21 protein-coding genes are annotated in these 19,962 nt (G+C 70.0%); 5 read left to right on the top strand and 16 right to left on the bottom strand.

The annotated features are described in order from the left end of the window. Positions 1–15: 15 nt before the first annotated feature. The 7 genes from IB278_RS09730 to IB278_RS09700 all read right to left on the bottom strand — a co-directional run bounded on the left by IB278_RS09730 (position 16) and on the right by IB278_RS09700 (position 4,280). Entirely contained in the window at positions 16–330 is a 315-nt protein-coding gene (locus IB278_RS09730) for a chaperone modulator CbpM (protein WP_145744759.1), read from the bottom strand. Between the two features lie 2 nt (positions 331–332). Beyond that, positions 333–1,295, bottom strand: coding sequence for a DnaJ C-terminal domain-containing protein (locus IB278_RS09725; RefSeq protein WP_145744760.1), 963 nt, complete (start codon positions 1,293–1,295; stop codon positions 333–335). 45 nt (positions 1,296–1,340) lie between these two features. Then, a complete protein-coding gene (locus tag IB278_RS09720) occupies positions 1,341–1,982 on the bottom strand; it encodes a histidine phosphatase family protein (protein ID WP_192323306.1) in 642 nt (213 codons plus the stop codon). A gap of 14 nt (positions 1,983–1,996) precedes the next feature. Further along, entirely contained in the window at positions 1,997–2,575 is a 579-nt protein-coding gene (locus IB278_RS09715) for a glutathione S-transferase family protein (protein ID WP_209502780.1), read from the bottom strand. Between the two features lie 30 nt (positions 2,576–2,605). Beyond that, positions 2,606–3,247: a CDP-alcohol phosphatidyltransferase family protein gene (locus IB278_RS09710; RefSeq protein ID WP_145744764.1), complete on the bottom strand. Its 642-nt coding sequence runs from the start codon at positions 3,245–3,247 to the stop codon at positions 2,606–2,608. A 125-nt stretch (positions 3,248–3,372) separates the two neighbouring features. Further along, complete coding sequence (locus IB278_RS09705) at positions 3,373–3,909, bottom strand: SRPBCC family protein (RefSeq protein ID WP_192323305.1); 537 nt, start codon at positions 3,907–3,909, stop codon at positions 3,373–3,375. 29 nt (positions 3,910–3,938) lie between these two features. Next, a complete protein-coding gene (locus tag IB278_RS09700) occupies positions 3,939–4,280 on the bottom strand; it encodes an ArsR/SmtB family transcription factor (RefSeq protein WP_192323304.1) in 342 nt (113 codons plus the stop codon). Positions 4,281–4,448: 168 nt separating this feature from the next. Between IB278_RS09700 and bla the strand changes: the two genes are divergently transcribed. After that, complete coding sequence (bla, locus tag IB278_RS09695) at positions 4,449–5,348, top strand: class A beta-lactamase (protein WP_192323303.1); 900 nt, start codon at positions 4,449–4,451, stop codon at positions 5,346–5,348. A 24-nt stretch (positions 5,349–5,372) separates the two neighbouring features. On the opposite strand, the gene IB278_RS09690 is transcribed toward bla, so the two are convergent. From IB278_RS09690 to IB278_RS09675, 4 genes are all read right to left on the bottom strand, one after another. After that, complete coding sequence (locus IB278_RS09690) at positions 5,373–6,674, bottom strand: UDP-N-acetylglucosamine 1-carboxyvinyltransferase (protein ID WP_192323302.1); 1,302 nt, start codon at positions 6,672–6,674, stop codon at positions 5,373–5,375. Positions 6,675–6,694: 20 nt separating this feature from the next. After that, positions 6,695–7,132, bottom strand: coding sequence for a helix-turn-helix domain-containing protein (locus IB278_RS09685; RefSeq protein ID WP_186454203.1), 438 nt, complete (start codon positions 7,130–7,132; stop codon positions 6,695–6,697). Between the two features lie 91 nt (positions 7,133–7,223). Further along, on the bottom strand, positions 7,224–7,844 hold the full coding sequence (gene trhA, locus IB278_RS09680) for a PAQR family membrane homeostasis protein TrhA (protein ID WP_192323301.1): 621 nt from the start codon (positions 7,842–7,844) through the stop codon (positions 7,224–7,226). A 93-nt stretch (positions 7,845–7,937) separates the two neighbouring features. Next, complete coding sequence (locus tag IB278_RS09675) at positions 7,938–8,849, bottom strand: LysR family transcriptional regulator (protein WP_145744778.1); 912 nt, start codon at positions 8,847–8,849, stop codon at positions 7,938–7,940. A 142-nt stretch (positions 8,850–8,991) separates the two neighbouring features. Between IB278_RS09675 and IB278_RS09670 the strand changes: the two genes are divergently transcribed. Genes IB278_RS09670 through IB278_RS09655 form a run of 4 tightly spaced genes read left to right on the top strand, consistent with a single transcriptional unit; the run spans position 8,992 to position 13,353 of the window. After that, a complete protein-coding gene (locus IB278_RS09670) occupies positions 8,992–9,447 on the top strand; it encodes a DoxX family protein (RefSeq protein WP_192323300.1) in 456 nt (151 codons plus the stop codon). Positions 9,448–9,471: 24 nt separating this feature from the next. After that, positions 9,472–10,122, top strand: coding sequence for a (2Fe-2S)-binding protein (locus IB278_RS09665; protein WP_145744783.1), 651 nt, complete (start codon positions 9,472–9,474; stop codon positions 10,120–10,122). Further along, positions 10,115–11,110: an FAD binding domain-containing protein gene (locus IB278_RS09660; RefSeq protein WP_192323299.1), complete on the top strand. Its 996-nt coding sequence runs from the start codon at positions 10,115–10,117 to the stop codon at positions 11,108–11,110. Before IB278_RS09665 ends, IB278_RS09660 begins: the two co-directional genes overlap by 8 nt. A gap of 2 nt (positions 11,111–11,112) precedes the next feature. Next, entirely contained in the window at positions 11,113–13,353 is a 2,241-nt protein-coding gene (locus IB278_RS09655; protein WP_225612829.1) for a xanthine dehydrogenase family protein molybdopterin-binding subunit, read from the top strand. Between the two features lie 9 nt (positions 13,354–13,362). Here the strand turns inward: IB278_RS09655 and IB278_RS09650 are convergent, their stop codons facing one another. From IB278_RS09650 to IB278_RS09630, 5 genes are all read right to left on the bottom strand, one after another. Further along, positions 13,363–13,722, bottom strand: a complete 360-nt coding sequence (locus IB278_RS09650; protein ID WP_145744786.1) for a hypothetical protein — start codon at positions 13,720–13,722, stop codon at positions 13,363–13,365. 143 nt (positions 13,723–13,865) lie between these two features. Continuing rightward, positions 13,866–15,281 (bottom strand): GTPase/DUF3482 domain-containing protein, encoded by a 1,416-nt coding sequence (locus IB278_RS09645; protein ID WP_192323298.1) that lies wholly within the window; start codon positions 15,279–15,281, stop codon positions 13,866–13,868. After that, positions 15,278–16,687 (bottom strand): DUF2868 domain-containing protein, encoded by a 1,410-nt coding sequence (locus IB278_RS09640; RefSeq protein WP_192323297.1) that lies wholly within the window; start codon positions 16,685–16,687, stop codon positions 15,278–15,280. The genes IB278_RS09645 and IB278_RS09640 overlap by 4 nt, the downstream gene beginning before the upstream one ends. Positions 16,688–17,073: 386 nt before the next feature. Beyond that, positions 17,074–18,933: an ABC transporter ATP-binding protein gene (locus tag IB278_RS09635; RefSeq protein WP_145744791.1), complete on the bottom strand. Its 1,860-nt coding sequence runs from the start codon at positions 18,931–18,933 to the stop codon at positions 17,074–17,076. A 30-nt stretch (positions 18,934–18,963) separates the two neighbouring features. Next, positions 18,964–19,908 (bottom strand): LysR family transcriptional regulator, encoded by a 945-nt coding sequence (locus IB278_RS09630; protein ID WP_192323296.1) that lies wholly within the window; start codon positions 19,906–19,908, stop codon positions 18,964–18,966. Positions 19,909–19,962 lie beyond the last annotated feature (54 nt).

The following is a 19,962-nucleotide window of genomic DNA, read 5'->3' as shown; positions in this document are numbered from 1 at the left end:
CGCTTTGCGGGGTGGCTAGCGAAGCCCGTGCGCGCGGATCACCGCCTTGAGCCGCCGCACCTCGTGCTGCAGGTCGAGGATCAGCGCGGCGGCGTCGAGGCCGACGCCAAAGTCGCGCTCCAGGCGGCGCGCCTCGAGCGCGCATTGCAGGTCGGTGCTGGAGAAGCGCCAGTGCTCGGGCGGCGCTTCGACCGCGGCGATCTGCACGATGCCCACCTCGACGAGCTGCACCACCCACTCGGTATCGGCGCCGCAGGCATGGGCCAGCTCGCTGGCGGCGAGCGGCTGCGAGGCGCTGATGGCTGTGGTTGTCACGGAAACGGTCGCCATGCTCACACTCCCAGATGCTGGCGTGGGTTGAACGAAGCGGACGCCTGCGCCAGCTGCTCGTAGGCCTTGCGCGCGGCCTCGCTGTCGGCCGGTGGCAGGGCGATGTCGAGCAGCAGGTACAGGTCGCCGGGCTGCTTGCCGGCCAGCCCGCGGCCCTTGAGCCGCAGCTTGAGGCCGCTGCGCGCGTTGCGCGGCACGGTCACCTCGACCACGCCGCCGGTGGGCACGGGCACCTTGACCTGCGCGCCGAGCGCGGCCTCGGTCGGCGTGACGGGCAAGGTCATGTAGAGGTCGCGTTCCTCGATGCGGTAGAGCCGGTGCGGCGCGATGCGCACTTCCAGGTAGAGGTCGCCCGCGGGTTCGCCGCCGTGGCCCGGCATGCCCTGGCCGGCGAGACGGATGAACTGCCCCGGATGCACGCCGGGCGGGATCTTGACGCTCAGCGTGCGCGTCTTGAAGGTGGGCCGGCCCTGCGCGTCGAGTTCCTGTGCGCGCAGCGTGATCTCGCGCTCGGCGCCGTTGAGCGCATCCTCGAGCGCGATCTCGATGGCCGCGTGATGGTCCTCGCCGCGGGCGCGGTAGTTGCGCCTTGCCGCGCCGCGCCGCTCGGCCTCGCCGAACAGCGACGAAAAGAACTCGCTGAAGTCGGCATGGTCGGCCGGGCCCTGGTTCGGGCCGCGGTGGAATTCGAAGCCCGTGTCCCAATCCGGTGGCGGCTGGAAGTCGCCCTGGGGATGGCCGCCGCGCGCCACGCGGTCGGCCAGCGCGTCGTAGGCGGCGCGCTTTTCCTTGTCGCGCAGCACGTCGTTGGCTTCGTTGATGTCGCGCATGCGCTTCTCGGCGTCCGGCTCCTTGCTGACGTCGGGGTGGTACTTGCGCGCGAGCTTGCGGTAGGCCTTGCGCACGTCCTCTTCGGACGCAGTGCGGTCGATGCCCAGGGCGCTGTAGTAGTCCTTGAATTCCATGCTTTTCGGTGGTGTGGATGCCGAACGGTACGCCTGCCGGCCGCTTCAGGCCAGGCTTGAACTGCCGTCGGCATGCCGCAGCAGCGGCGTCACGGTCCATGTGGGGCCGCTGCGCGAGAAACGCAATGGCTGCGCATTGCCGAGCAGGGCCAGGTCGATGGGCAGGCCGATCAGCGCGGCCAGTGCGTAGAGCGTGCCTCCGTGTGCCACCACCAGCACCGGCGCGGGTTGCGCCAGCGCTGCGTCCAGCGCCAGCCGCTTGCGGGCCACGAACTGGGCCAGGGTTTCGCCGCCCTCGGGCTCGCAGGCCCAGTCGATCTCGGCCGACGAGGTGCCGATGAGCGCGCCGAAGTTGCGCTCGCGCAAGGCCGCCTGCGGCGTGGGCACAAGGCGAAGCACGGTGGCCACGGCATGCGCCGTGTCGTGCGCGCGGCGGGCGTCGCTGCAGACGATGGTGCGGATCGGCTCGCCCGCCAGCAGCTGGGCGGCGCGCGCGGCCTGCTGCAGGCCGAGTTCGCTCAGCGGCTCGTCCACGGCCTGGAAGATGCGCTGCGCATTGCGGCCGGTCTGGCCGTGGCGCAGGAAGTAGAAATGGTCGCAGGCCGGTGCCAGCGGCTGCTCGGCGGCGATGCGGACCAGCTGGTCGAGGCCGGTCGCCGCGCCTTGGGGGAAGGGTGCTTTTGACATGGGATGGGTGCGGTTCAGCCGAACTTCATGCCCTTGGGGCGGGCCTGCAGGCGGTCGATGTAGGCGTCGATCTTGGGGCGGTTCGAGCGCCCGCCGAAGGCGCGGTGCCAGATGAACATCGAGCCGATCATCACGTCGGCCGCGGTGAATTGCGCGCCGAAGAGGTACGGGCCGTAGCCCAGCTCGTGCTCCACCACATTCTTGGCCTGCTCGAAATGGGTCCAGCCGCGCGCGCTGTTGTTGCTGTGCAGCCCGAGCAGGCTGTCGCCCATCGCGGGTTCGAGCTGCGCCGTCGAATAGACCATCAGCGACAGGTAGCGGCCGCGCTCGGGCGAGCCTACCGATGGCGCCAGCCTGGCCTGCGGAAACTTCTCGGCCACGTACATGCAGATGGCCGCATTCTCGAAGACGCGGGCGCGGCCGTCGACCAGCGCCGGCAGCTTGCCCGAGGGATTGATCTTCAGGTAGCCGGGCTTCTTGTGCGCCTTCTCCCGGATCAGGGTGGGCACGATTTCGTAGTCCACGCCGGCTTCGTCGAGCATCCATTTCGCGACCTGCGAGCGGCTCTGTGGATCGAAATACAGCTTCATCATTTGACGGGGTTCCTTGGAGTGGATGGACGGTCAGAACTTGGGAATGCGCAGCGTCTTGCTGATCATCAGCGTGCCCGACAGCGCGAAGAGCAGCGTGAGCGGATGCAGCTGCCAGGGGCCGAGCACCCAGGCGCCGCCCCACACCGCGTCGCCGATGCGGCCCTGCCACGCGGCCCAGGCCAGCACGCCGACCAGCACCACGCTGGTCGGAATGGGCGTGCCTTCGAAGTACTTGACCTTGTCGGCGCCGGCGGAAAGCGCCTCGGCAGTGACGTTGTAGCGCGCGAGCCGGCTCACGCCGCAGCCGACGAAATAGATCAGCAGCACGCAGTCCCAGCCGCCGTCCAGGCCCGCCGCGAAGGCGAGCGCGGCCGGCGCCACGCCGAAGGAGATCACGTCGGCCAGCGAGTCGAGCTCGCGTCCCAGCGCGGAATGGGTTTGCCGCCAGCGCGCGATGCGGCCGTCGAACACGTCGAACACGAAGGCCGCGGGCGCGAGCGCGGCGGCCCAGAGGAAGTGCGCCAGCGACTGGCTCGCCATGAAGGCCATCGAGAGGAACACCGCGCCCACCCCGCACGCCGCATTGCCGAGCGTGAATACGTCGGCCAGGTGAAAGCCGCGGATCATCGAGAAATGCTTGCGGACCGGTACGGGGGAAGGAGTGGTGGCCATGGGATGCTTCGGAGTCGCGGATGCTGCGAACCTTAACGCAAGCGCGGGCGCTTGCCTGTAGTCGCCATCCGACTCCGCAAAGGGGCCGGCCGCACCGGATGGAGCGGCGCGGCTTTTTCGTCCGCTCAGGCCGGAAGGCGTTCGTCGTAGGCCTTCTCGAGCGCCGCGTGGTTGGTCCAGAACCCCCGCGGCTTGCGGCCGTGCAGCACGTCGTCGAGCACGTCGAGGTGGGCGTGCCAGCCGCTGGAGACGCTGAGGGTTTCCCTGCGGTCGGGCAGGCGCCGGTGCGTGAGCACGAGGTGCGTGGCATCGCCCTCTTGCGTGAACTCGAAAGTGACCTCGGAGGCGGTGGCCCTTTCGCTGCCCCAGCTGATGGTCAGGCGCTTGAGTGGCTCGAATTCGACGACCCGCGATTTCTGGACGATGGGGCTGCGGCAGGCGCTGAAGCGCTCGGGGGCCACTTCGCCGGAGAGCCGGGTGTGGTCGAAGCGCAGCTCGAACACGCTGCCGGGCACTTCGGCCATGGTGCCGCCGGCCAGCCAGGCGGCGCGCTTGCCGGGGTCGACGAAATAGGCCCATACGCGCTCGACGGGGGCGGGCAGGGTGCGCTCCATGCGCAGGGTGCCGGGTTCGATCAGGGTTCCGAGGCTGTTCTTGGCCATGGCTTGCTCCTTGAAAAAGAATGGGGACTTCACTTGCCGCGGGATGCGTCGCGCCGCAGTTCCTTCTCCAGCGCGTCCAGATGGTTGTTCCAGAAGCCTTCGTAGTAGCGCAGCCATGCGTTGGCCGACGCGAGCGCCGCCGGTTCCAGCCGGCAGACGTGCGCGCGGCCCTGCACCGTGCGGGAGACCAGGCCGGCGCGCTCCAGCGCCTTGACGTGCTTGGATGCGCCCGCGAACGACATGCGAAACGGTGCGCCGAGTTCGCCCACGCTGCATTCGCCCTGGGCCAGCAGCTGCAGCATGGTGCGGCGCGTGCTGTCGGCCAGGGCCTGGAACACGGCGTCGAGCCGTTCATCGTCTAGTTCAACCATGAGGTTGAATGTAGCCGTGCCTCGAAAATTATTCAACCAATAAGTTGAATGATTTTTGCGGTTACACCCGATACAGGCGAGACGCGGCAGCGCCGCCTGGCGCTGGAGCCTGCGCGATGGCGCTCCTACGATTCGCTCCGTTCCATCCACTCGCAAAAAAGAAGACCCATGAAATCCTCCGCCAATCGCCGCACCTTCCTGCTCGCCGCCTCGGCCTTGCCCCTGGCCGGCGCCTGTACCGCATGGTCCGCCAAGGGACCGCAGGCCGGCACGCTTTCAGGTGCCCAAGCGCAGCTCGCGGCCCTCGAACGCTCCGTGGGCGGGCGGCTCGGCGTGGTCGCCTTCGACACCGCCACCGGCGCACGCGTGCAGCACCGCGCCACCGAGCGCTTCCCGATGTGCAGCACCTTCAAGATGATGGCGTCCGCCGTCATCCTGGATCGCAGCAGCCGCGAGCCCGGCCTGCTGGAGCGGCGCGTGAGCTACGCGAGGAGCGACATTCTTCCCAACTCGCCCGTCACCGAGAAGCACCTGGGCGAGGGCATGACGGTCTCCGCGCTGTGCGCCGCCACCATCCAGTACAGCGACAACGCCGCGGCCAACCTGCTGATGAAGATGCTCGGCGGCCCGTCCGCGGTGACTGCGTTCGCGCGCTCCATCGGCGACCCGGTCTTCAGGCTCGACCGCTGGGAGACCGAGCTCAACAGCGCCATTCCGGGCGATCCGCGCGACACCACCTCGCCCGAGGCCATGGCCGCGAGCCTGCAGCGGCTGGTGCTGGGCGACGGGCTCGGGGCGGCGCAGCGCAGCCAGCTCGAGGCCTGGCTGCTGGGCAATACCACCGGCGCCACGCGCATCCGTGCGGGCGTGCCGGCTGACTGGAAGGTGGGCGACAAGACCGGGGCCGGCTCCTATGGCACGGTGAACGACATCGCCGTGCTGTGGCCGCCGGCCGGCGCGCCGCTGGTGATGGCGGTGTACCTGACGTTCCCGGCGCAGGATGCGCCGGGCCGCAACGACGTCATCGCATCGGCGGCGCGCATCGCGGTGGAGGCGCTGCGGGGCTGAGCCGCCCCGCGCCCGCCCGATGATTCACTCCTCGCTCGCCCACTCCACCTGCGCGCCCAGGCTGCGCAGGTTCTCGGCGAAGCGCGGATGGGCCCGGCGGATCGGCGTGGCATTGCGGATTTCGGAGCGGCCCTCGATGCTCGCCGCCACCATGAAGAGCGCGATCGCCACGCGGATGATGTAGGGGCTCTCGACCACGGCGGGCGTCAGCGGGCTGCCGCCGAAGCTGATGAGCCGGTGCGGGTCCGAGGAGAAGACGTGGGCGCCGAACTTCGACAGCTCGCCGGTCCATCCCAGCGCGCCGTCGTACACCTTGTTCCAGAACATCGCATTGCCCTGGGCGCGCACGCCCAGCGCAATGAAGATGGGGAGCAGGTCGACCGGAAAGTACGGCCACGGCGCCGCCTCCACCTTGGTGAGCACGTTGCTGGTGAAAGGCGTCTGCACCTTCAGCGGGCCGTCGCTGCTGGCGCGCGACCAGCCGTCGGCGTGCGTGACCGTGACGCCGAATTTCGCGAAGGTGCGGTCGATCAGCGGAAAGTTCTCGGGCGCGCTGTTGCGCACGACCACGTCGCCGCCCGTGATGGCGCCCAGCGCGAGGAAGGTGGTGATCTCGTTGAAGTCCTCGTCGAAGCGGAATTCCCCGCCGCCCAGCGCGCCGCCGCCGTGCACCGTGAGCCGAGAGGTGCCGATGCCCTCGATGCGCACGCCGAGCATCGCCATGAAGCGGCAGAACTCCTGCACGTGCGGCTCGCAGGCGGCATTGGTGAGCGTGGAGCTGCCGTTGGCCGCCGCCGCGCACAGCACGAAGTTCTCGGTGGTGGTGACGGAGGCGTAGTCGAGCCAATGCTGCGCGGGCACGAGCGGCCCGGCGCAGCGCACCAGCAGCGAGCCGCTGGCGCGCTCCACCTCTGCGCCGAAGCGGCGGAACACATCGACGTGCGGATCGATCTCGCGCACGCCCAGCGTACAGCCCTTGACGTTGTCTTCGAGCCGCGCAATGCCGAAGCGCGCGAGCAGCGGCGGCACCAGCATGATCGAAGAGCGCATTTCCTCGGGCAGCCGGTCGCGCGCGGCATCGAAGGCCGTGTCGCGGTGGTGCAGCTCCAGCGTGCCGGTGGCGTGGTCCATGCGCGCCTCGCTGCCCAGGCTGCGGAAGATGTCGAGGATCTTGCGCACGTCGGTGATGTCGGGCACGCCATGCAGGCGCAGCGGCTCGCGCGTGAGCAGCGTGGCGCACAGTACCGGCAGCACGGCATTCTTGTTGGCGGAAGGCGTGATGCGGCCACGAAGCGGCGTGCCGCCGTGCACGATGAGGCTGGACATGAAAGAAGAGCGCGGCCGGCTTATCCGTTCAGCTGCTCGGCCACTTCGCGCCGGCCGAGGCCCCGCACGGCGGCCAGGCCTTCGAGCTGGGCCTTGCGCGGCCTGGCCTTGCCTTGCTCCCATTTGTAGATGGTCTGGCCGGTCACGCCCACCAGCTTGCCGTAGGCAGCGGCCGAGAGGCCGAGCTTGACGCGGTGCGCGGCCAGCCGGCTCGCGCTGAATCGCCGGTGCGGGCCTGATTCGGCGGCTTCGTCGGCATCGCCTGCGGGAGTGGCGCGCGCCACGGTCCTGGTGGCGCGGCGCAGTTCCTTCTCCAGCTTTTCGACCTGCCGGCGCAATGCGGCGATCGAGGCGCGGTGCAGCGTGGAAGCTTTTCTGAGCGTTTCGATCTCCGCGCGAACTTCCTTGCGGGCGACACGGGAAATCTCGGATTTCAGGATGGAGGCGATATTTGGCATGGGGCGCATTGTGCACATCTCACGACGCGAAACTCCGCGGGAGGTGGTAACAGGTGCTTACGGCGGGGTCCTGTTCGCCCGCGGCTGCGCATCAAAGCACGAACCACCCCACGCACACGTAGTGGCTCGCCGTACCCGCAAGCACGAACAGGTGCCAGGTGCCGTGCGCATGCCTGAAGCCCCGCCGGTTGCGGTAGAACACCGTGCCCACGGTGTAGAGCACCCCGCCGGCCAGCAGCCACGCGAGCCCGCCGCTGTCGAGCCGCGCGGCCAGCGGCACCGCGGCCAGCACGCCGAGCCAGCCCATGGCAATGTAGAGCGCCAGCGGCGGCTTCGAGGCTGCGCTGCCTGCCTGCAGCAGTTCGCGTGCGATGCCGAAGAGGGCCGCGCCCCATACGGCGGCCATCAGCAGCCAGCCCCAGACCCCGTGCAACGTGACCAGCGCGAACGGCGTGTAGGTGCCCGCGATCAGCAGGTAGATGGCGCAGTGGTCCACGCGCTCCCAGAAGCGCTTGAGGCGCCCGCGGGTGCTGTGGAACAGCGTGGACGCCGCATACAGCACCACCGCCGAGAGCGAGAACACCAGCGCGCCGGCAATCCGCGCGGCGTCGCCGGTGGGCAGGGTCTTGGCGAGCAGCAGCGCGGTGGCCGCGAGTGCGAGCAGCAGGCCCAGCAGATGGCTGTATCCGTTGAGCCGTTCGCCGGGGTACATCGCGTGGGTGGGGTGCAGTCTGGGTGGATGGCGGCAAGGGCCTGCGGATGCTAGGTGCGCCGCATGACTGAGCGGTGACCACTGCGCCGGCGCCTATGCGGCCGCGCTGCCGAAGCGCTCCGCATAGAGCTGCGCGATCCAGTCGATGAACACCCGCACCCGCGGCGAGAGCTGGCGGTGGTGCGGGTACAGCACCGAATAGACCATGGGCGGGCAGGGCGTGTGCGGCAGGATCTCGACCAGCGTGCCTTCGCGCAACTGGCTCTCCACGCTGAAGCGCGGCACCTGGATGATGCCGCAGCCCTGTTCGGCGCAGCTCTTGTAGACATCGGCGTTGTTGACGCTGATCCAGTCCTTCAGCATGCAGGTCTCGAGCTTGCCGTCCACCATGAACTCGTACGGAAACACCTCGGGCCGCGAGGCCGAGAAGAAATTGACCGCGAGGTGCCGGGCGAGGTCGGACGGCTGCGTGGGCGTGCCGTACGCGGCCAGGTAGCCCGGGCTCGCGCAGGTCACTTGCGGCAGCAGCGCCAGGCGGCGCGTGACCAGCGACGAATCCTTGGGCTCGCCCGCGCGCACCACGCAGTCGACGCCTTCGCGCACCAGGTCCACCAGCCGGTCGCCGCTGCCCATGGCCAGTTGGATGTGCGGATAGCGCTCATGAAATTCCTGGATGCGCGGCAGCACGATGGCCTGGGCGGGCGCGCCGTGGATGTCGATGCGCAGGCGCCCGCGCGGGTTGACCGACAGCTCCGCCAGTGAGGACTCGGTCTCTTCGAGTTCGCGCAGCAAATGGCGGCAGCGCTCGTAGAAGGCCTGGCCGTCGACGGTGGTGCGCACCTGGCGCGTCGTGCGCTCCAGCAGCCGCACGTGCAGCCTGGCCTCCAGCTCCTTGATGGCATGCGTGGCCGTGGCACGCGGGATGTCGAGCGCGGCCGCGGCCTGGGTGAAGCTGCCCAGATCGACGATGCGGGTGAACAGCTGCATGGCGTCGAAGCGGTCCATGGGTTCTTCTCGATTGTTGAGTCTCCTTGAATTGTATTGGCGAGATTTACGTATTTATTCGCCCAGGGAGAACAGAGAGACTTTCTCTCGCGCCATCTTCGAAGGCGCTTCCCGCATCCCCTTTGACCCAGGAGCAATCCCCATGCAACTGATCTTTCCGCGGCTGCGCAGCGTCTATGAGCGGCTGGAGCCGCTGAGCTATGCGCTGCTGCGCACCGCCTTCGGCCTGATGCTCATGACCCACGGCATCCCCAAGCTGCTGGGCCGCAGCCACGGCAGCATGGCCGATCCGATGGCCGGCTCGGTGAACCTGATCGCCAACGTGCTGCACCTGCCCGCTGCCCCGCTGATCGGCTGGTTCATCGCGCTGCTCGAAGGCGTCGGCGGGCTGATGCTGGCATTGGGTTTCCTGACGCGCATCGTCGCGCCGATGGTGGTGGTGCAGATGCTGGTCATCTGCTACCTGCTCGCACCCACCTTTCCCTGGATCGACCGCGGCTACGAATACCCGCTGATGCTGGTCTTCGCCGCGCTGTGCATCGCGGCGCGCGGCAGCGGCCCCGCGTCGGTCGATGCGCGCCTCGGCCGTGAATTCTGAAGAAGCAAGAAAGGAAGAAGCCCCATGAGCCAACCACTCCTGCAGAACGCGGCAGGCGCATTGCCTGCCGTCAATCGGCGCATGTTCATGATGACCACGGCGGCCGGTGCGGGCGCCGCGGCTTCGGCCGGCGCGAGTGCGGCCGCGGAAGCCGGCAGCGCGGCACCCAACTCCGGCACGGGCTCCCAGGAGACCCGCGTCACCATCAACGGCAGGCTCCACGAACTGAAGCTGGAGCCGCGCGCCTCGCTGCTCGACGTGCTGCGCGAACAGCTCGGCCTCACCGGCGCCAAGAAGGGCTGCGACCACGGCCAGTGCGGTGCCTGCACGGTGCATGTGGACGGCCGCCGCGTGGCCTCGTGCCTCACGCTGGCCGTGAAGACCGACGGCTGCGCCGTGACCACCATCGAGGGCATCGAGTCGCCCGACGGCACGCTGCATCCGATGCAGCAGGCCTTCCTCGACCACGACGCGCTGCAGTGCGGCTATTGCACGCCCGGCCAGATCATGGCCGCCATTGCCTGCGTGCGCGAAGGCCATGCCACCAGCGACGCGCAGATCCGCGAATACATGAGCGGCAACATCTGCCGATGCGGTGCGTACACGGGCATTCTCGAAGCGATCCGCGAGGCCGCGCCACGGATGCGCCGCATGGAGGGCAGCCGCCATGCATGACTTCGCCTACCTGCGTCCGCGCAGCACCGGCGAAGCCGTGCAGCTGCTCGCGCAGAACCAGCCCGGCGCGCGCTACTTCGCGGGCGGCACCACGCTGTTCGACCTGATGAAGCTCGGCGTGGAAGCGCCGGCCACGGTGATCGACATCACCCGCATCGAGGGCCTGCGCGAAGTCGACACCGCCAGCCGCGGCGAACTGCGCATCGGCGCGCTCGCGGCCATGAGCGACGTGGCGGACAACGCCGTGGTGCAGCGCGAATTCCCGGCCTTGTCGGAGTCGCTGTGGAAGGCCGCTTCGCAGCAGCTGCGCAACATGGCGACCGTGGGCGGCAACCTGCTGCAGCGCACGCGCTGCGCCTACTTTCGCGGCGGGCCCGAATTCGCCTGCAACAAGCGCGTGCCCGGCAGCGGCTGTTCGGCAGTGGGCGGCCAGAACCGCGGCCATGCGGTGCTGGGCGGCAGCGACGACTGCGTGGCCGTCTATCCGGGCGACTGGGCCGTTGCATTGGTGGCCTTCGATGCGCTCGTCGACACCGTCAGCCCGCGCGGCGAACGCACGGTGCCGGTGCGCGAACTGCACCGCGCGCCCGGTGCCGCGCCGCACCTGGAGACGGTGCTCGCGGCCGACGAGCTGATCGTGGGCATCCGCGTGCCGCGCGGGGCGATCGGCCGGGGCTCCACGTACCACAAGATCCGCGACCGCGAGTCCTATGCCTTTGCGCTCGCCTCGGCGGCCGTGGCCCTGGAGCTCAGGAGCAACCGCGTGTCCGACGCACGCATTGCGCTCGGCGGCGTGGCAACGCATCCGTGGCGCGCGGCCGAGGCCGAGCGCAGCCTGGTCGGCCAGCCGTTCACGCGCGCGGCCGCGCGGCGCGCCGCCGAGCTTGCCTTCGAGGGCGCGAAGCCGCTCGAGCACAACGCGTTCAAGGTGGCGCTCGGCATCGAGACGGTGACCGATGCGCTGATGCTGGCCAGGGAAAGGAGCTGAAGATGGCAACGAGCCTCAAGACGGTGATGACGAAGCGCACGACCCGCGCGGGCGCCGAGCGCGTCGACGCGCGCGACAAGGTGCGCGGCGCCACGCGCTATGCGGCGGACGATGCGCGCGCCGGGCTGCTGCATGCCGCGCTGGTGCCCTCGCGCATCGCACGCGGCGCCGTCACCGCCATCGACACCGCGGCGGCGCAGCGCGTGCGCGGCGTTCGCACGGTGTTCACGCACGAGAACGCCGGCAGCTTCGACACCGGCGGCTTCCTGATGGGCGGCGGCTTCGGCTTCCAGAGCTTCTATCCGCTGCGCTCGCCGCAGGTCGCCTACCGCGGCCAGACCGTGGCGATGGTGGTGGCCGACACGCCCGAGGCCGCGCGCGAGGCCGCGGCGCTGGTGGCCGTGACCTATGCTGCCGTCCCTTTCGTGGCGACCATCGATGCGCCCGACGCCCAGCCGCAGGCGCAATCGGCCCTGCTGCCGCAGCCGATGTTCGCCGACCGGCGGGCGGGCGATGCCGAGGCCGTGCTCCAGGGCGCGGCCTTCACGGTGGACGCGGCCTACGAGTTGCCGATCCAGCACCAGAACCCGATGGAAATCATCGCGACCGTGGCCGAGTGGAGCGCCGACGGCGTGCTCACCATCCACGAGCCGACCCAGAATGCCGAAAGCGTGCGCCACGGCCTGGCGAAGCAGCTCGGCATCGAGCCGGCCAGGGTGCGCGTGCTGTCGCCCACGGTGGGCGGCGGCTTCGGCCAGAAGAACTCGCTGCAGTCGCACACCGCGCTGGTGGCGATTGCGGCGCGCGCGCTGGGCCGGCCGGTCAAGCTCGTGCTGTCGCGCAGCCAGCTGTTCCACAACGCGAGCTTCAGGCCGGCGAGCCGCCACCGGGTGCGCCTGGGCGCCGACCACGGCGGCAAGCTGGTCGCCGCCATCCACGAGATCGACCAGCAGACCTCGCGCCACGACCTGTTTCCGTCGAGCGGCACCGAGATCACTGCGCGGCTCTACGGCATCGGCAATTTCCTCGGCCGCGAGCGGCTCGTGCGCACCGACGTGCAGACGCCCGGCTACATGCGCGCGCCGTTCGAGCATCCGGCCGCCTTCGCATTCGAAAGCGCGGTGGACGAGATGGCCTACGCGCTCGGCCGCGACCCGGTCGCGTTCCGGCTGGCGAACGACGCGGCCGTCGATCCGATCAGCGGCAAGCCCTTTTCGTCGCGCCACCTGGCCGAGTGCCTCGCCAAGGGGAGCAGCGCCTTCGGCTGGGCGCGCCGCACGATGGCGCCGCGCTCGATGCGCGCGCCCGACGGCAGCCTCATCGGATGGGGCGTGGCGGCCGGCGCCTACAAGGCGGCGATTGCTCCGGCCGTGGCCAAGGTGCGACTCGATGCGAGCGGCGCGGTGCGGGTGGCGGTCGGCGGCCACGAGATGGGGCAGGGCATTCGCACCGCCATCGCATTGACGGTGGCGCGCGTGCTCGGCGCGCCGGTGGCCGCGGTGGAGATCCTGGTCGGCGACACCGCCGCCGCGCCGCAACACCTGACCGCCGGTTCCTGGGGCACGGCCACCGCCTTGCCGCCGGTGCAGGAAGCCGCGCAGCGGCTCATGGACGACCTGCGCCAGAACGCGGGTGCGCCAGGCGATGCGAACGGCGGCACGGCCGTGGCGCTGCTGCGTGCCTCGGGCCGTCCCTTTGCCGAGGCCGAGAGCCGGATGCGCGCGCCGGGCCAGCCGGAGCAGGTCTTCGGACGGCTCACCGGCGGCCTGCCCGCCGCGGCGGGGCCGGTGTACCCGGATTTCGTCGCCTTCAGCTTCATTGCGCACTTCGTCGAGGTGCGCATCGAACCCACCACGCGGCGCATCCGCGTGCCGCGCGTGCTCAGCGTGGCCGACTGCGGCACGGTGGCCAGCCTGCGCACCGCACGCAGCCAGGTCGAAGGGGGCGTGGTGTGGGGCATTGGCGCCGCCCTGCGCGAGGCGAGCGAGGTGGACACGCGCTACGGCGGCTTCCTCAACGCGGACCTTGCTGAATACGTGCTGCCCGTGGCGGCGGACATCGGCCGCATCGATGTCGACTTCGTCGGCAAGCCCGACACGCGGCTCAATGCCATGGGCGTGAAAGGCCTGGGCGAAGTGGCCATGGTCGGCGTGGCGCCCGCCATCGTGAATGCGGTGTTCCATGCCACCGGCAAGCGCCTGCGCCGGTTGCCGCTGCGGCTGGAGGATCTGCTCGAAAGCTAGGACCGGAGGCTACCTGCCGGTGCCGAACGAGTTGACGTGCACCTCGACGATGTCCACGAATTCCGGCAGCTCGAGCAGGAACTCGGAATCGCGTGCGAGCGGCGCCACGCGCAGCGGATCGCCGCGTTGCGCGTGCATCGCGTGCATGTGCTCGATCGATTGCCAGTAGGAGACGGTCCTGAATTCGGCGGTCTCGCCGTTCAGCTTGCGAAAGTACTGCACGCCCAGGCATTCCGGTTTCTTGGCGATCTCCTGGATGCCATGCTCGAAGCTGTAGCGCAGGTATTCGTCGGCGCGCGCAATGGGGGTGCGGCCTTGCCACACGCGCCCGATCAAGGGGGTGGCGAGCAGTTTGCATTCGACGGCCATGGATGCTCCTTTTCGGGGAAGACAAAAAAACGAACGGCACCCCGCGTGCCGTCGATGTCTTCGAACAAAGCGTGGGGCGCACGGCAGCGTCAGCACGTAGGAATCCGGCGCCTCCGCCTGCAAGCGAAGGCAGGAGCCGGCGCTCAGGGCTCGAACGCTTGCAGCAGCGTGCGCGCGAGATCGGCCGCGAGCGCATCGCGCTGCGGTGCCGGGCGCCAGAAGCCGCGCGAGGCCAGGCCCGCCGATACCCATTCGGGATGGCTGCGTGCAGGCCGCGCCGCGCGCACGGCGGCGGCCGTGGCGCGCGTCGGCGCGTCCTGCGTCGCGCTCGTTTCGGCCGCGATGCGCCCCGTGGCCGCATGCCCGCGCTGCTCCAGTGCGCGCGTGAGCTTCAGCTGCCAGGCCACCAGCGCAAACAGCACGCCGTCCTCGACCGTGAGCTCGTGCACGTTGCGCAGCCGGTTCGCCAGCTTGCGGCCGAACGGGCCCCAGCCCTGCGACACCGCGCCGCCGATGGCGCCGCCCAGCGCCGCGCCCGTGCCGAGCGAAATGCCGGCTACGGCCAGGTCCGCCACCACGCCCACGGCCGCGCCGATGGCCGCGCCCTTGCCGAGCCGCAGGCCCGCGTCCTTCAGGGCTTCGGGGCTGAAGAAGTCCAGCGTCCAGCGGCCTTCGATGAGCGGCAGCGGCGCCTCGCCCGCATCGTCCTGGCGGAAGCCGTAGAGCGCGAGCAGGTCGTCGGTGCAGCGCTGCGCCTTGTCGAACACGTCCTTCCGCAAGGCCGCGACGAAGGCTTTGCGGCGCGCCGTGTCGGCGAACTCCTCGGCCGGCACCGTGCGGCGCAGCGCGGCGGCATCGACCAGCAGTTCCGCGATGCGCGCGCAGGCCGCGCCGCGGCGCTCCGCGGCTTCGGCGGCGAGCGAATCCACCACCGCGCGCAGCTGCTCGCGGCGGTCACGCAGCAAGGTCGACAGGTCGCCGTAGAGCTCGCGCTCGGCTCCCACGAAGGGCGCGGCGGCGTCGAAGCGCACCTGCACGTGCAGGCCATAGGCCGAGAGCAGTTCCTTCCAGTCGGGCTCGCGGCTGGCCGCATCGCGCACGAAGTTGAGCACCGGCAGCACGGGCCGGGCGCAGGAGTTGAGCAACTCGATCTCGTCGCGGAACTTGGGCAGCACCGGTTCGCGCACGTCGATCACGAGGAAGGCCGCATCGATGCCCTGCATGGTGCGCAGCACCTTGGCTTCCTGCTCGAACACGCCATGCGCTTCGGGGCCCTGCAGAAACTGGCGGATGCGCTCGGGCGGCGTGGCCTGCGCATCGAAGCCGGCCAGGTGCTCGCGCAGCGCCACTGCGTCCTCGAGGCCCGGCGTGTCGAAGAAGCGCACGGCGGCCTGGCCGTTCACCTCGAGATCGACCGATTCGACATGGCGCGTGGTGCCGGGGCGCTGCGACACCTCGCCGAAATTGGCGCGCCGCGTCAGCGTGCGCAGCAGCGAGGTCTTGCCCGCGTTGGTGTGGCCGACCACGGCGATGCGGATGGCTTGATGCTGCTGCGTCATGGGGTGGTGCCGAGGCCTTGCAATGCGTCTTCGAGCCGGGGCGTGGCCGCGACGCGCGGCAAGCCGGTGCCCTGCAACCAGTCGATCCAGCGCTGCGATGCGTTCGCGCCGGGCATGTCCCTGGCGGCCGGTGCCAGCCAGAGCCGGCATTCGCCGCAATGGGCCAGCACTTCGCGCAGGAAGCGTTCGGTGCCCCGGTCGGGGCTCGATGCGGCGTGGCACGCCAGCAGCACGGCACGCGGACGGGCCTGCGCCAACTGGTCGAGCAGCGCGCGGCGCGCGGGGGCGCTGCCGTCGATGCGCTGCACCTGGGCCGGGGTGATGGCGGGCAGGCCCTCGGGCGGCCACGGCGTATCCGCAGGCAGCTCGAAGCCGATGACGAACAGGCTATCGCGCAGATCCGAAGGCGCAAGGCCCGCGGGCGCCGAGCCCGGCGCACGCCCCGGATCGGCATCGACGATGGCGGGCGGCGCGAGCGCAGCGAAGCGCGCCGCGAGCCTGCGGTAGTAAGGATCGCTCCAGTCGGGCCGCAGCGCGGCGCGGCGCCGCTGCCACACCGCCGCGCTCAGCAGCACCAGCGCCAGGCGCGGCAGCAGCCCGTACACCACGATGCAGCCGGTCAGCCACAGCGCCCACGTGCGCTGGCCCGCGGCGCCGGGAGAAGCAGAGAGCACGGTCGCGGCGTCGGGAACCGGAAAGCCGATCTGCGACGGCGCCCAGCCCAGCACCTGCACGGCGTGCACGAAGAAGGCCGGGTCGAGGATCGTCGTCTCCCAGCTCAGCGTGTAGCTGCGGAACGCCAGCGCGAACAGCAGCGCGGCCAGCACCACGGCGAACGAGAGTGACCAGATGCCGTGGCTCACCAGCCCCAGCGCCCAGGGCAGCAGCCTGGCGCGCGCGAGCAGCCCGGTGGCGGCCCGTACCAGCACCGGCGCCTGGCCGCGCTTGCCGCCGGCCACGCGCGCGGTGAGCGACAGCCAGATCCATCCCAGCGAGCTCGTGTTGAACGCGCCGAGCGGCAGCCACAGGCCGGCCAGCCAGAGCAGCAGCGTGAGCGCATGCAGGCCGAGCAGGCTCGCGAGCGCGACGATCACGTTGATGTGCCGTTCGCCGCCGCCGACCACGTTGCCCGCGAGGCCCAGGCCGGCCATGACGATGAGCGCCACCAGCCCGAGCAGCACCCATGGCGCCCATTGGCTGGCGCGTGCCAGCTCGGATTGCAGGCCGATGCGTTCACCGAGCAGGAGCGCGCGTACGGTGATGCGTGCCGGCGCGCCGCAAGCGCGGGCGAGGGCCGCGCGCAGGACCTCTGCGTCGTCGAGCGGACCTTTCTCCTCGGTCCATCGGATCGCTTCGGTGACGACCGCGTCCGGAAAGGCAGGTTCGCGCAACGCGGTGTTGGTCAACAGGGTCCCTTCGCAGCAAGTGGTGCCCCGCAAGTGCCGGGGCGCGCGAATTATGCCCGGCGCGCTTTGGGTGACCCATGAGAAACGGGGCCGCGCGAACGGCCCCGTTGTTGTTCAGCAGGCGAGTCGAAAACGCGTGCCCGGTTTCAGCGCAGGCCGAAGAACGAAAGCACGGCTACGACCACGACGACCAGACCGACGATGTAAATGATGGAATTCACGCGAGGACTCCTCGTTGTTGACGACAGCTTCAGCATCGCGCCCGGGGTGTCCGGTTGCTGTCGGCGGGTGGCGGCCTGTGCTGTAGGACTCGCGAAGACCGTCCGGGCGCCCGCCCCGCACGGCTGTAACTCTTGCTGACAAATCGCCGGCATGGGCTCAGGCACTCAGGCCCGCAGGGCTTCTTCTTCCTCGTCGAGATCGTCGCCCAGGAAACCGCCGCTCTGGTGCGCCCACAGCCGTGCATAGAGTCCGCCTTGCGCCATCAGCGTGCGGTGGTCGCCTTCCTCCACCACGCGGCCTTCGTCGAGCACGATGAGCCGGTCCATCGCCGCGATGGTCGACAGCCGGTGCGCGATCGCGATCACGGTCTTGCCTTCCATCAGCCGGTAGAGGCTCTGCTGGATGGCGGCCTCCACCTCGGAGTCGAGCGCGCTGGTGGCCTCGTCGAGCAGCAGGATCGGCGCGTCCTTGAGCATCACGCGCGCAATGGCCACGCGCTGGCGCTGGCCGCCCGAGAGCTTCACGCCGCGCTCGCCCACGTGCGCCTCATAGCCCTGCCGGCCGCTGGCGTCGCCCAGCGTCTGGATGAAGTCGTGCGCTTCGGCGCGCCGGGCGGCCGCTTCGATCTGGGCCGGCGTGGCATCGGGCCGGCCGTAGGCGATGTTGTCGGCCACCGAGCGGTGCATGAGCGAGGTGTCCTGCGTGACCATGCCGATGTGGCTGCGCAGCGAATCCTGCGTCACGTGCGCGATGTCGCGCCCGTCGATCAGGATGCGGCCGCTCTCCAGGTCATGGAAGCGCAGCAGCAGGTTGACCAGCGTCGACTTGCCCGCGCCCGAGCGGCCGACCAGGCCGATCTTTTCGCCGGGCCGCACCACCAGGTTCAGGTCGTCGATGACGCGGCGGCCCGCATCCGCATAGCGGAAGCTCGCATGCTCGAAGCGCACCTCGCCGCGCGGCACCTCGAGCACGCCGGCCTCGGGCGCGTCGAGCACGGTGCGCGGGCGCGACAGCGTCTTCATGCCGTCCTGCACGGTGCCGATGTTCTCGAACAGGCTGGTCATCTCCCACATGATCCAGTGCGACATGCCCTGCAGGCGCAGCGCCATCGCGGTGGCTGCGGCCACCGCGCCTACGCCCACCGTGCCGTTCGACCAGAGCCACAGCGCGGTGCCGGCCATGCCGGCGGTCAGGCCCATGCTGAGCGTGTGGTTGACGATCTCGAAGGCGCTCACCAGCCGCATCTGGCCGTAGCCCGTGTGCATGAACTCGCGCATCGCCTCGCGCGCGAAGCCGGCCTCGCGCTGCGTGTGCGAGAACAGCTTGACGGTGGCGATGTTGGTGTAGGCGTCGGTCACGCGCCCGGTCATGAGCGCGCGCGCGTCGGCCTGCGCCTTGCCCACCTTGCCCAGCCGCGGCACGAAGTACATCAGCGCACCCGCATAGAGCACCAGCCAGACGATGAAGGGCAGCACCAGCTGCACGTCGAGCACGGTCACGAGCACGATGATGGTCACCACGTACACGCCCATCGCCACCACCACGTCGGCCAGCACGAACAGGGTGTCGCGCACCGCCAGTGCGGTCTGCATCACCTTGGCCGTGATGCGGCCCGCGAATTCGTCCTGGTAGAAGGCCATGCTCTGGCCCAGCATCACCCGGTGGAAGTTCCAGCGCAGGCGCATCGGCAGGTTCACCGCCAGCGTCTGGTGCTTGACGATGGTCTGCAGCGCGACCACGCCGATGCTGATCACCAGCAGCGCGGCCAGCCACGCCAGCGTGTCGCCACGCTCGGCCCACAGCCGCGACGGCACCTGGCCGCCGAGCCAGTCGACGATGCGCCCGAGGATCGCGAACAGCAGCGCCTCGAAGCCCGAGATGGCCGCGGTGAGCGCCGCCATGACGGCCATCTTGAGGCGCAGGCCCTGGGTGCAGGCCCACAGGAACGCGAAGAAGCCCGTCGGGGGAGGCGACGGTTCGGCCGCGGGATAGGGATGGAGCAGTTTTTCGAAGAAACGGAACAAGGCGTGCGGTCTCCAGGGGAAGCCGCGACTTTAGCCCGGGGTGGCATGTCCTTGCCCCGAAAGGGTGCGTTTTGCCGCCGCGGGCGGTTGGCCGCCCAGTCGTTCGCCGAGAAAGTCGATGAAGCTGCGCAGCTTGGGCGCCATGTACTGGCGGCTGGTGTACACGGCAAACAGCGTGACCGGCGGCGAGGCGTGGTCGGGCAAAAGCCGCACCAGCCGGCCCGTGGCCAGGTCGTCGTCGACCAGCCATTCGGGCAGGAAGGCAATGCCCATGTCCGCGCGCACCGCATGCAAGGTGAGCGTGGTGTCGTCCGAGCGCAGCGCCGGCGTGAGCCGCAGCGCAAACATCCGCCCGCCCGGCCCCTTGAGCGAGAGGTTGTCGAGGTTCACGTAGCTCGGCACGATGGCGCCGAGCCGGTCCACGTCGGCCGGCAGCGTGGGGTTGCCGCCCATGCGGCGCAGGTAGGCGGGCGTGCCTGCCAGGTGGAAGGGCACGCGGCACAGCGGCCGCGCGATCAGCGCCGGGGAGGGCTCCTGGGTGGCGCGCAACGCGAGGTCGTAGCCATCGGCCGCGAGATCGACCTTGCGGTTCTCCAGGTGGATGTCGACCAGCACTTCCGGAAAGCGCTCGCGGTAGTCGGCCAGCACGCGCGCGAAGCGCGGCGTGGCACACCACACCGGCGCGCTCACCTTGAGCTGGCCGCGCGGCGCCTCGCTTGTCTGGCCGATGGCGGCCTCGGCGGCATCGAGCAGGTCGAGTGCGCGCCGGCTCTGCTCGTACCAGGCGGTGCCGGCCTCGGTCAGGCTCAGGTGGCGGCTCGAGCGGTGCAAAAGCCGCGCGCCCAGGGATTTCTCGAGCTGCGCCACATGCTTGCTGGCCATCGGCGGCGACATCGACAGCCGCTCGGCCGCGGCCACGAAGCTGCCCGATTCGACGACCTCCCGAAACACGCGCAGGCTGGTCAGACGGTCCATGGATGGTTTCCTCTGAGGAAATGAATCGATGCATCGTAGCCTGTCGATTTCCCC

The organism is Variovorax sp. VRV01 (assembly GCF_014852545.1).
Lineage (GTDB): Bacteria > Pseudomonadota > Gammaproteobacteria > Burkholderiales > Burkholderiaceae_C > Variovorax > Variovorax beijingensis_A.
This window is presented reverse-complemented; position numbering and strand designations above follow the sequence as displayed.

Coding starts and splice junctions, on each gene's coding strand:
- IB278_RS09730 (WP_145744759.1), bottom strand. CDS start 330: ATGGCGACCGTTTCCGTGACAACCACAGCCATCAGCGCCTCGCAGCCG.
- IB278_RS09725 (WP_145744760.1), bottom strand. CDS start 1,295: ATGGAATTCAAGGACTACTACAGCGCCCTGGGCATCGACCGCACTGCG.
- IB278_RS09720 (WP_192323306.1), bottom strand. CDS start 1,982: ATGTCAAAAGCACCCTTCCCCCAAGGCGCGGCGACCGGCCTCGACCAG.
- IB278_RS09715 (WP_209502780.1), bottom strand. CDS start 2,575: ATGATGAAGCTGTATTTCGATCCACAGAGCCGCTCGCAGGTCGCGAAA.
- IB278_RS09710 (WP_145744764.1), bottom strand. CDS start 3,247: ATGGCCACCACTCCTTCCCCCGTACCGGTCCGCAAGCATTTCTCGATG.
- IB278_RS09705 (WP_192323305.1), bottom strand. CDS start 3,909: ATGGCCAAGAACAGCCTCGGAACCCTGATCGAACCCGGCACCCTGCGC.
- IB278_RS09700 (WP_192323304.1), bottom strand. CDS start 4,280: ATGGTTGAACTAGACGATGAACGGCTCGACGCCGTGTTCCAGGCCCTG.
- bla (WP_192323303.1), top strand. CDS start 4,449: ATGAAATCCTCCGCCAATCGCCGCACCTTCCTGCTCGCCGCCTCGGCC.
- IB278_RS09690 (WP_192323302.1), bottom strand. CDS start 6,674: ATGTCCAGCCTCATCGTGCACGGCGGCACGCCGCTTCGTGGCCGCATC.
- IB278_RS09685 (WP_186454203.1), bottom strand. CDS start 7,132: ATGCCAAATATCGCCTCCATCCTGAAATCCGAGATTTCCCGTGTCGCC.
- trhA (WP_192323301.1), bottom strand. CDS start 7,844: ATGTACCCCGGCGAACGGCTCAACGGATACAGCCATCTGCTGGGCCTG.
- IB278_RS09675 (WP_145744778.1), bottom strand. CDS start 8,849: ATGGACCGCTTCGACGCCATGCAGCTGTTCACCCGCATCGTCGATCTG.
- IB278_RS09670 (WP_192323300.1), top strand. CDS start 8,992: ATGCAACTGATCTTTCCGCGGCTGCGCAGCGTCTATGAGCGGCTGGAG.
- IB278_RS09665 (WP_145744783.1), top strand. CDS start 9,472: ATGAGCCAACCACTCCTGCAGAACGCGGCAGGCGCATTGCCTGCCGTC.
- IB278_RS09660 (WP_192323299.1), top strand. CDS start 10,115: ATGCATGACTTCGCCTACCTGCGTCCGCGCAGCACCGGCGAAGCCGTG.
- IB278_RS09655 (WP_225612829.1), top strand. CDS start 11,113: ATGGCAACGAGCCTCAAGACGGTGATGACGAAGCGCACGACCCGCGCG.
- IB278_RS09650 (WP_145744786.1), bottom strand. CDS start 13,722: ATGGCCGTCGAATGCAAACTGCTCGCCACCCCCTTGATCGGGCGCGTG.
- IB278_RS09645 (WP_192323298.1), bottom strand. CDS start 15,281: ATGACGCAGCAGCATCAAGCCATCCGCATCGCCGTGGTCGGCCACACC.
- IB278_RS09630 (WP_192323296.1), bottom strand. CDS start 19,908: ATGGACCGTCTGACCAGCCTGCGCGTGTTTCGGGAGGTCGTCGAATCG.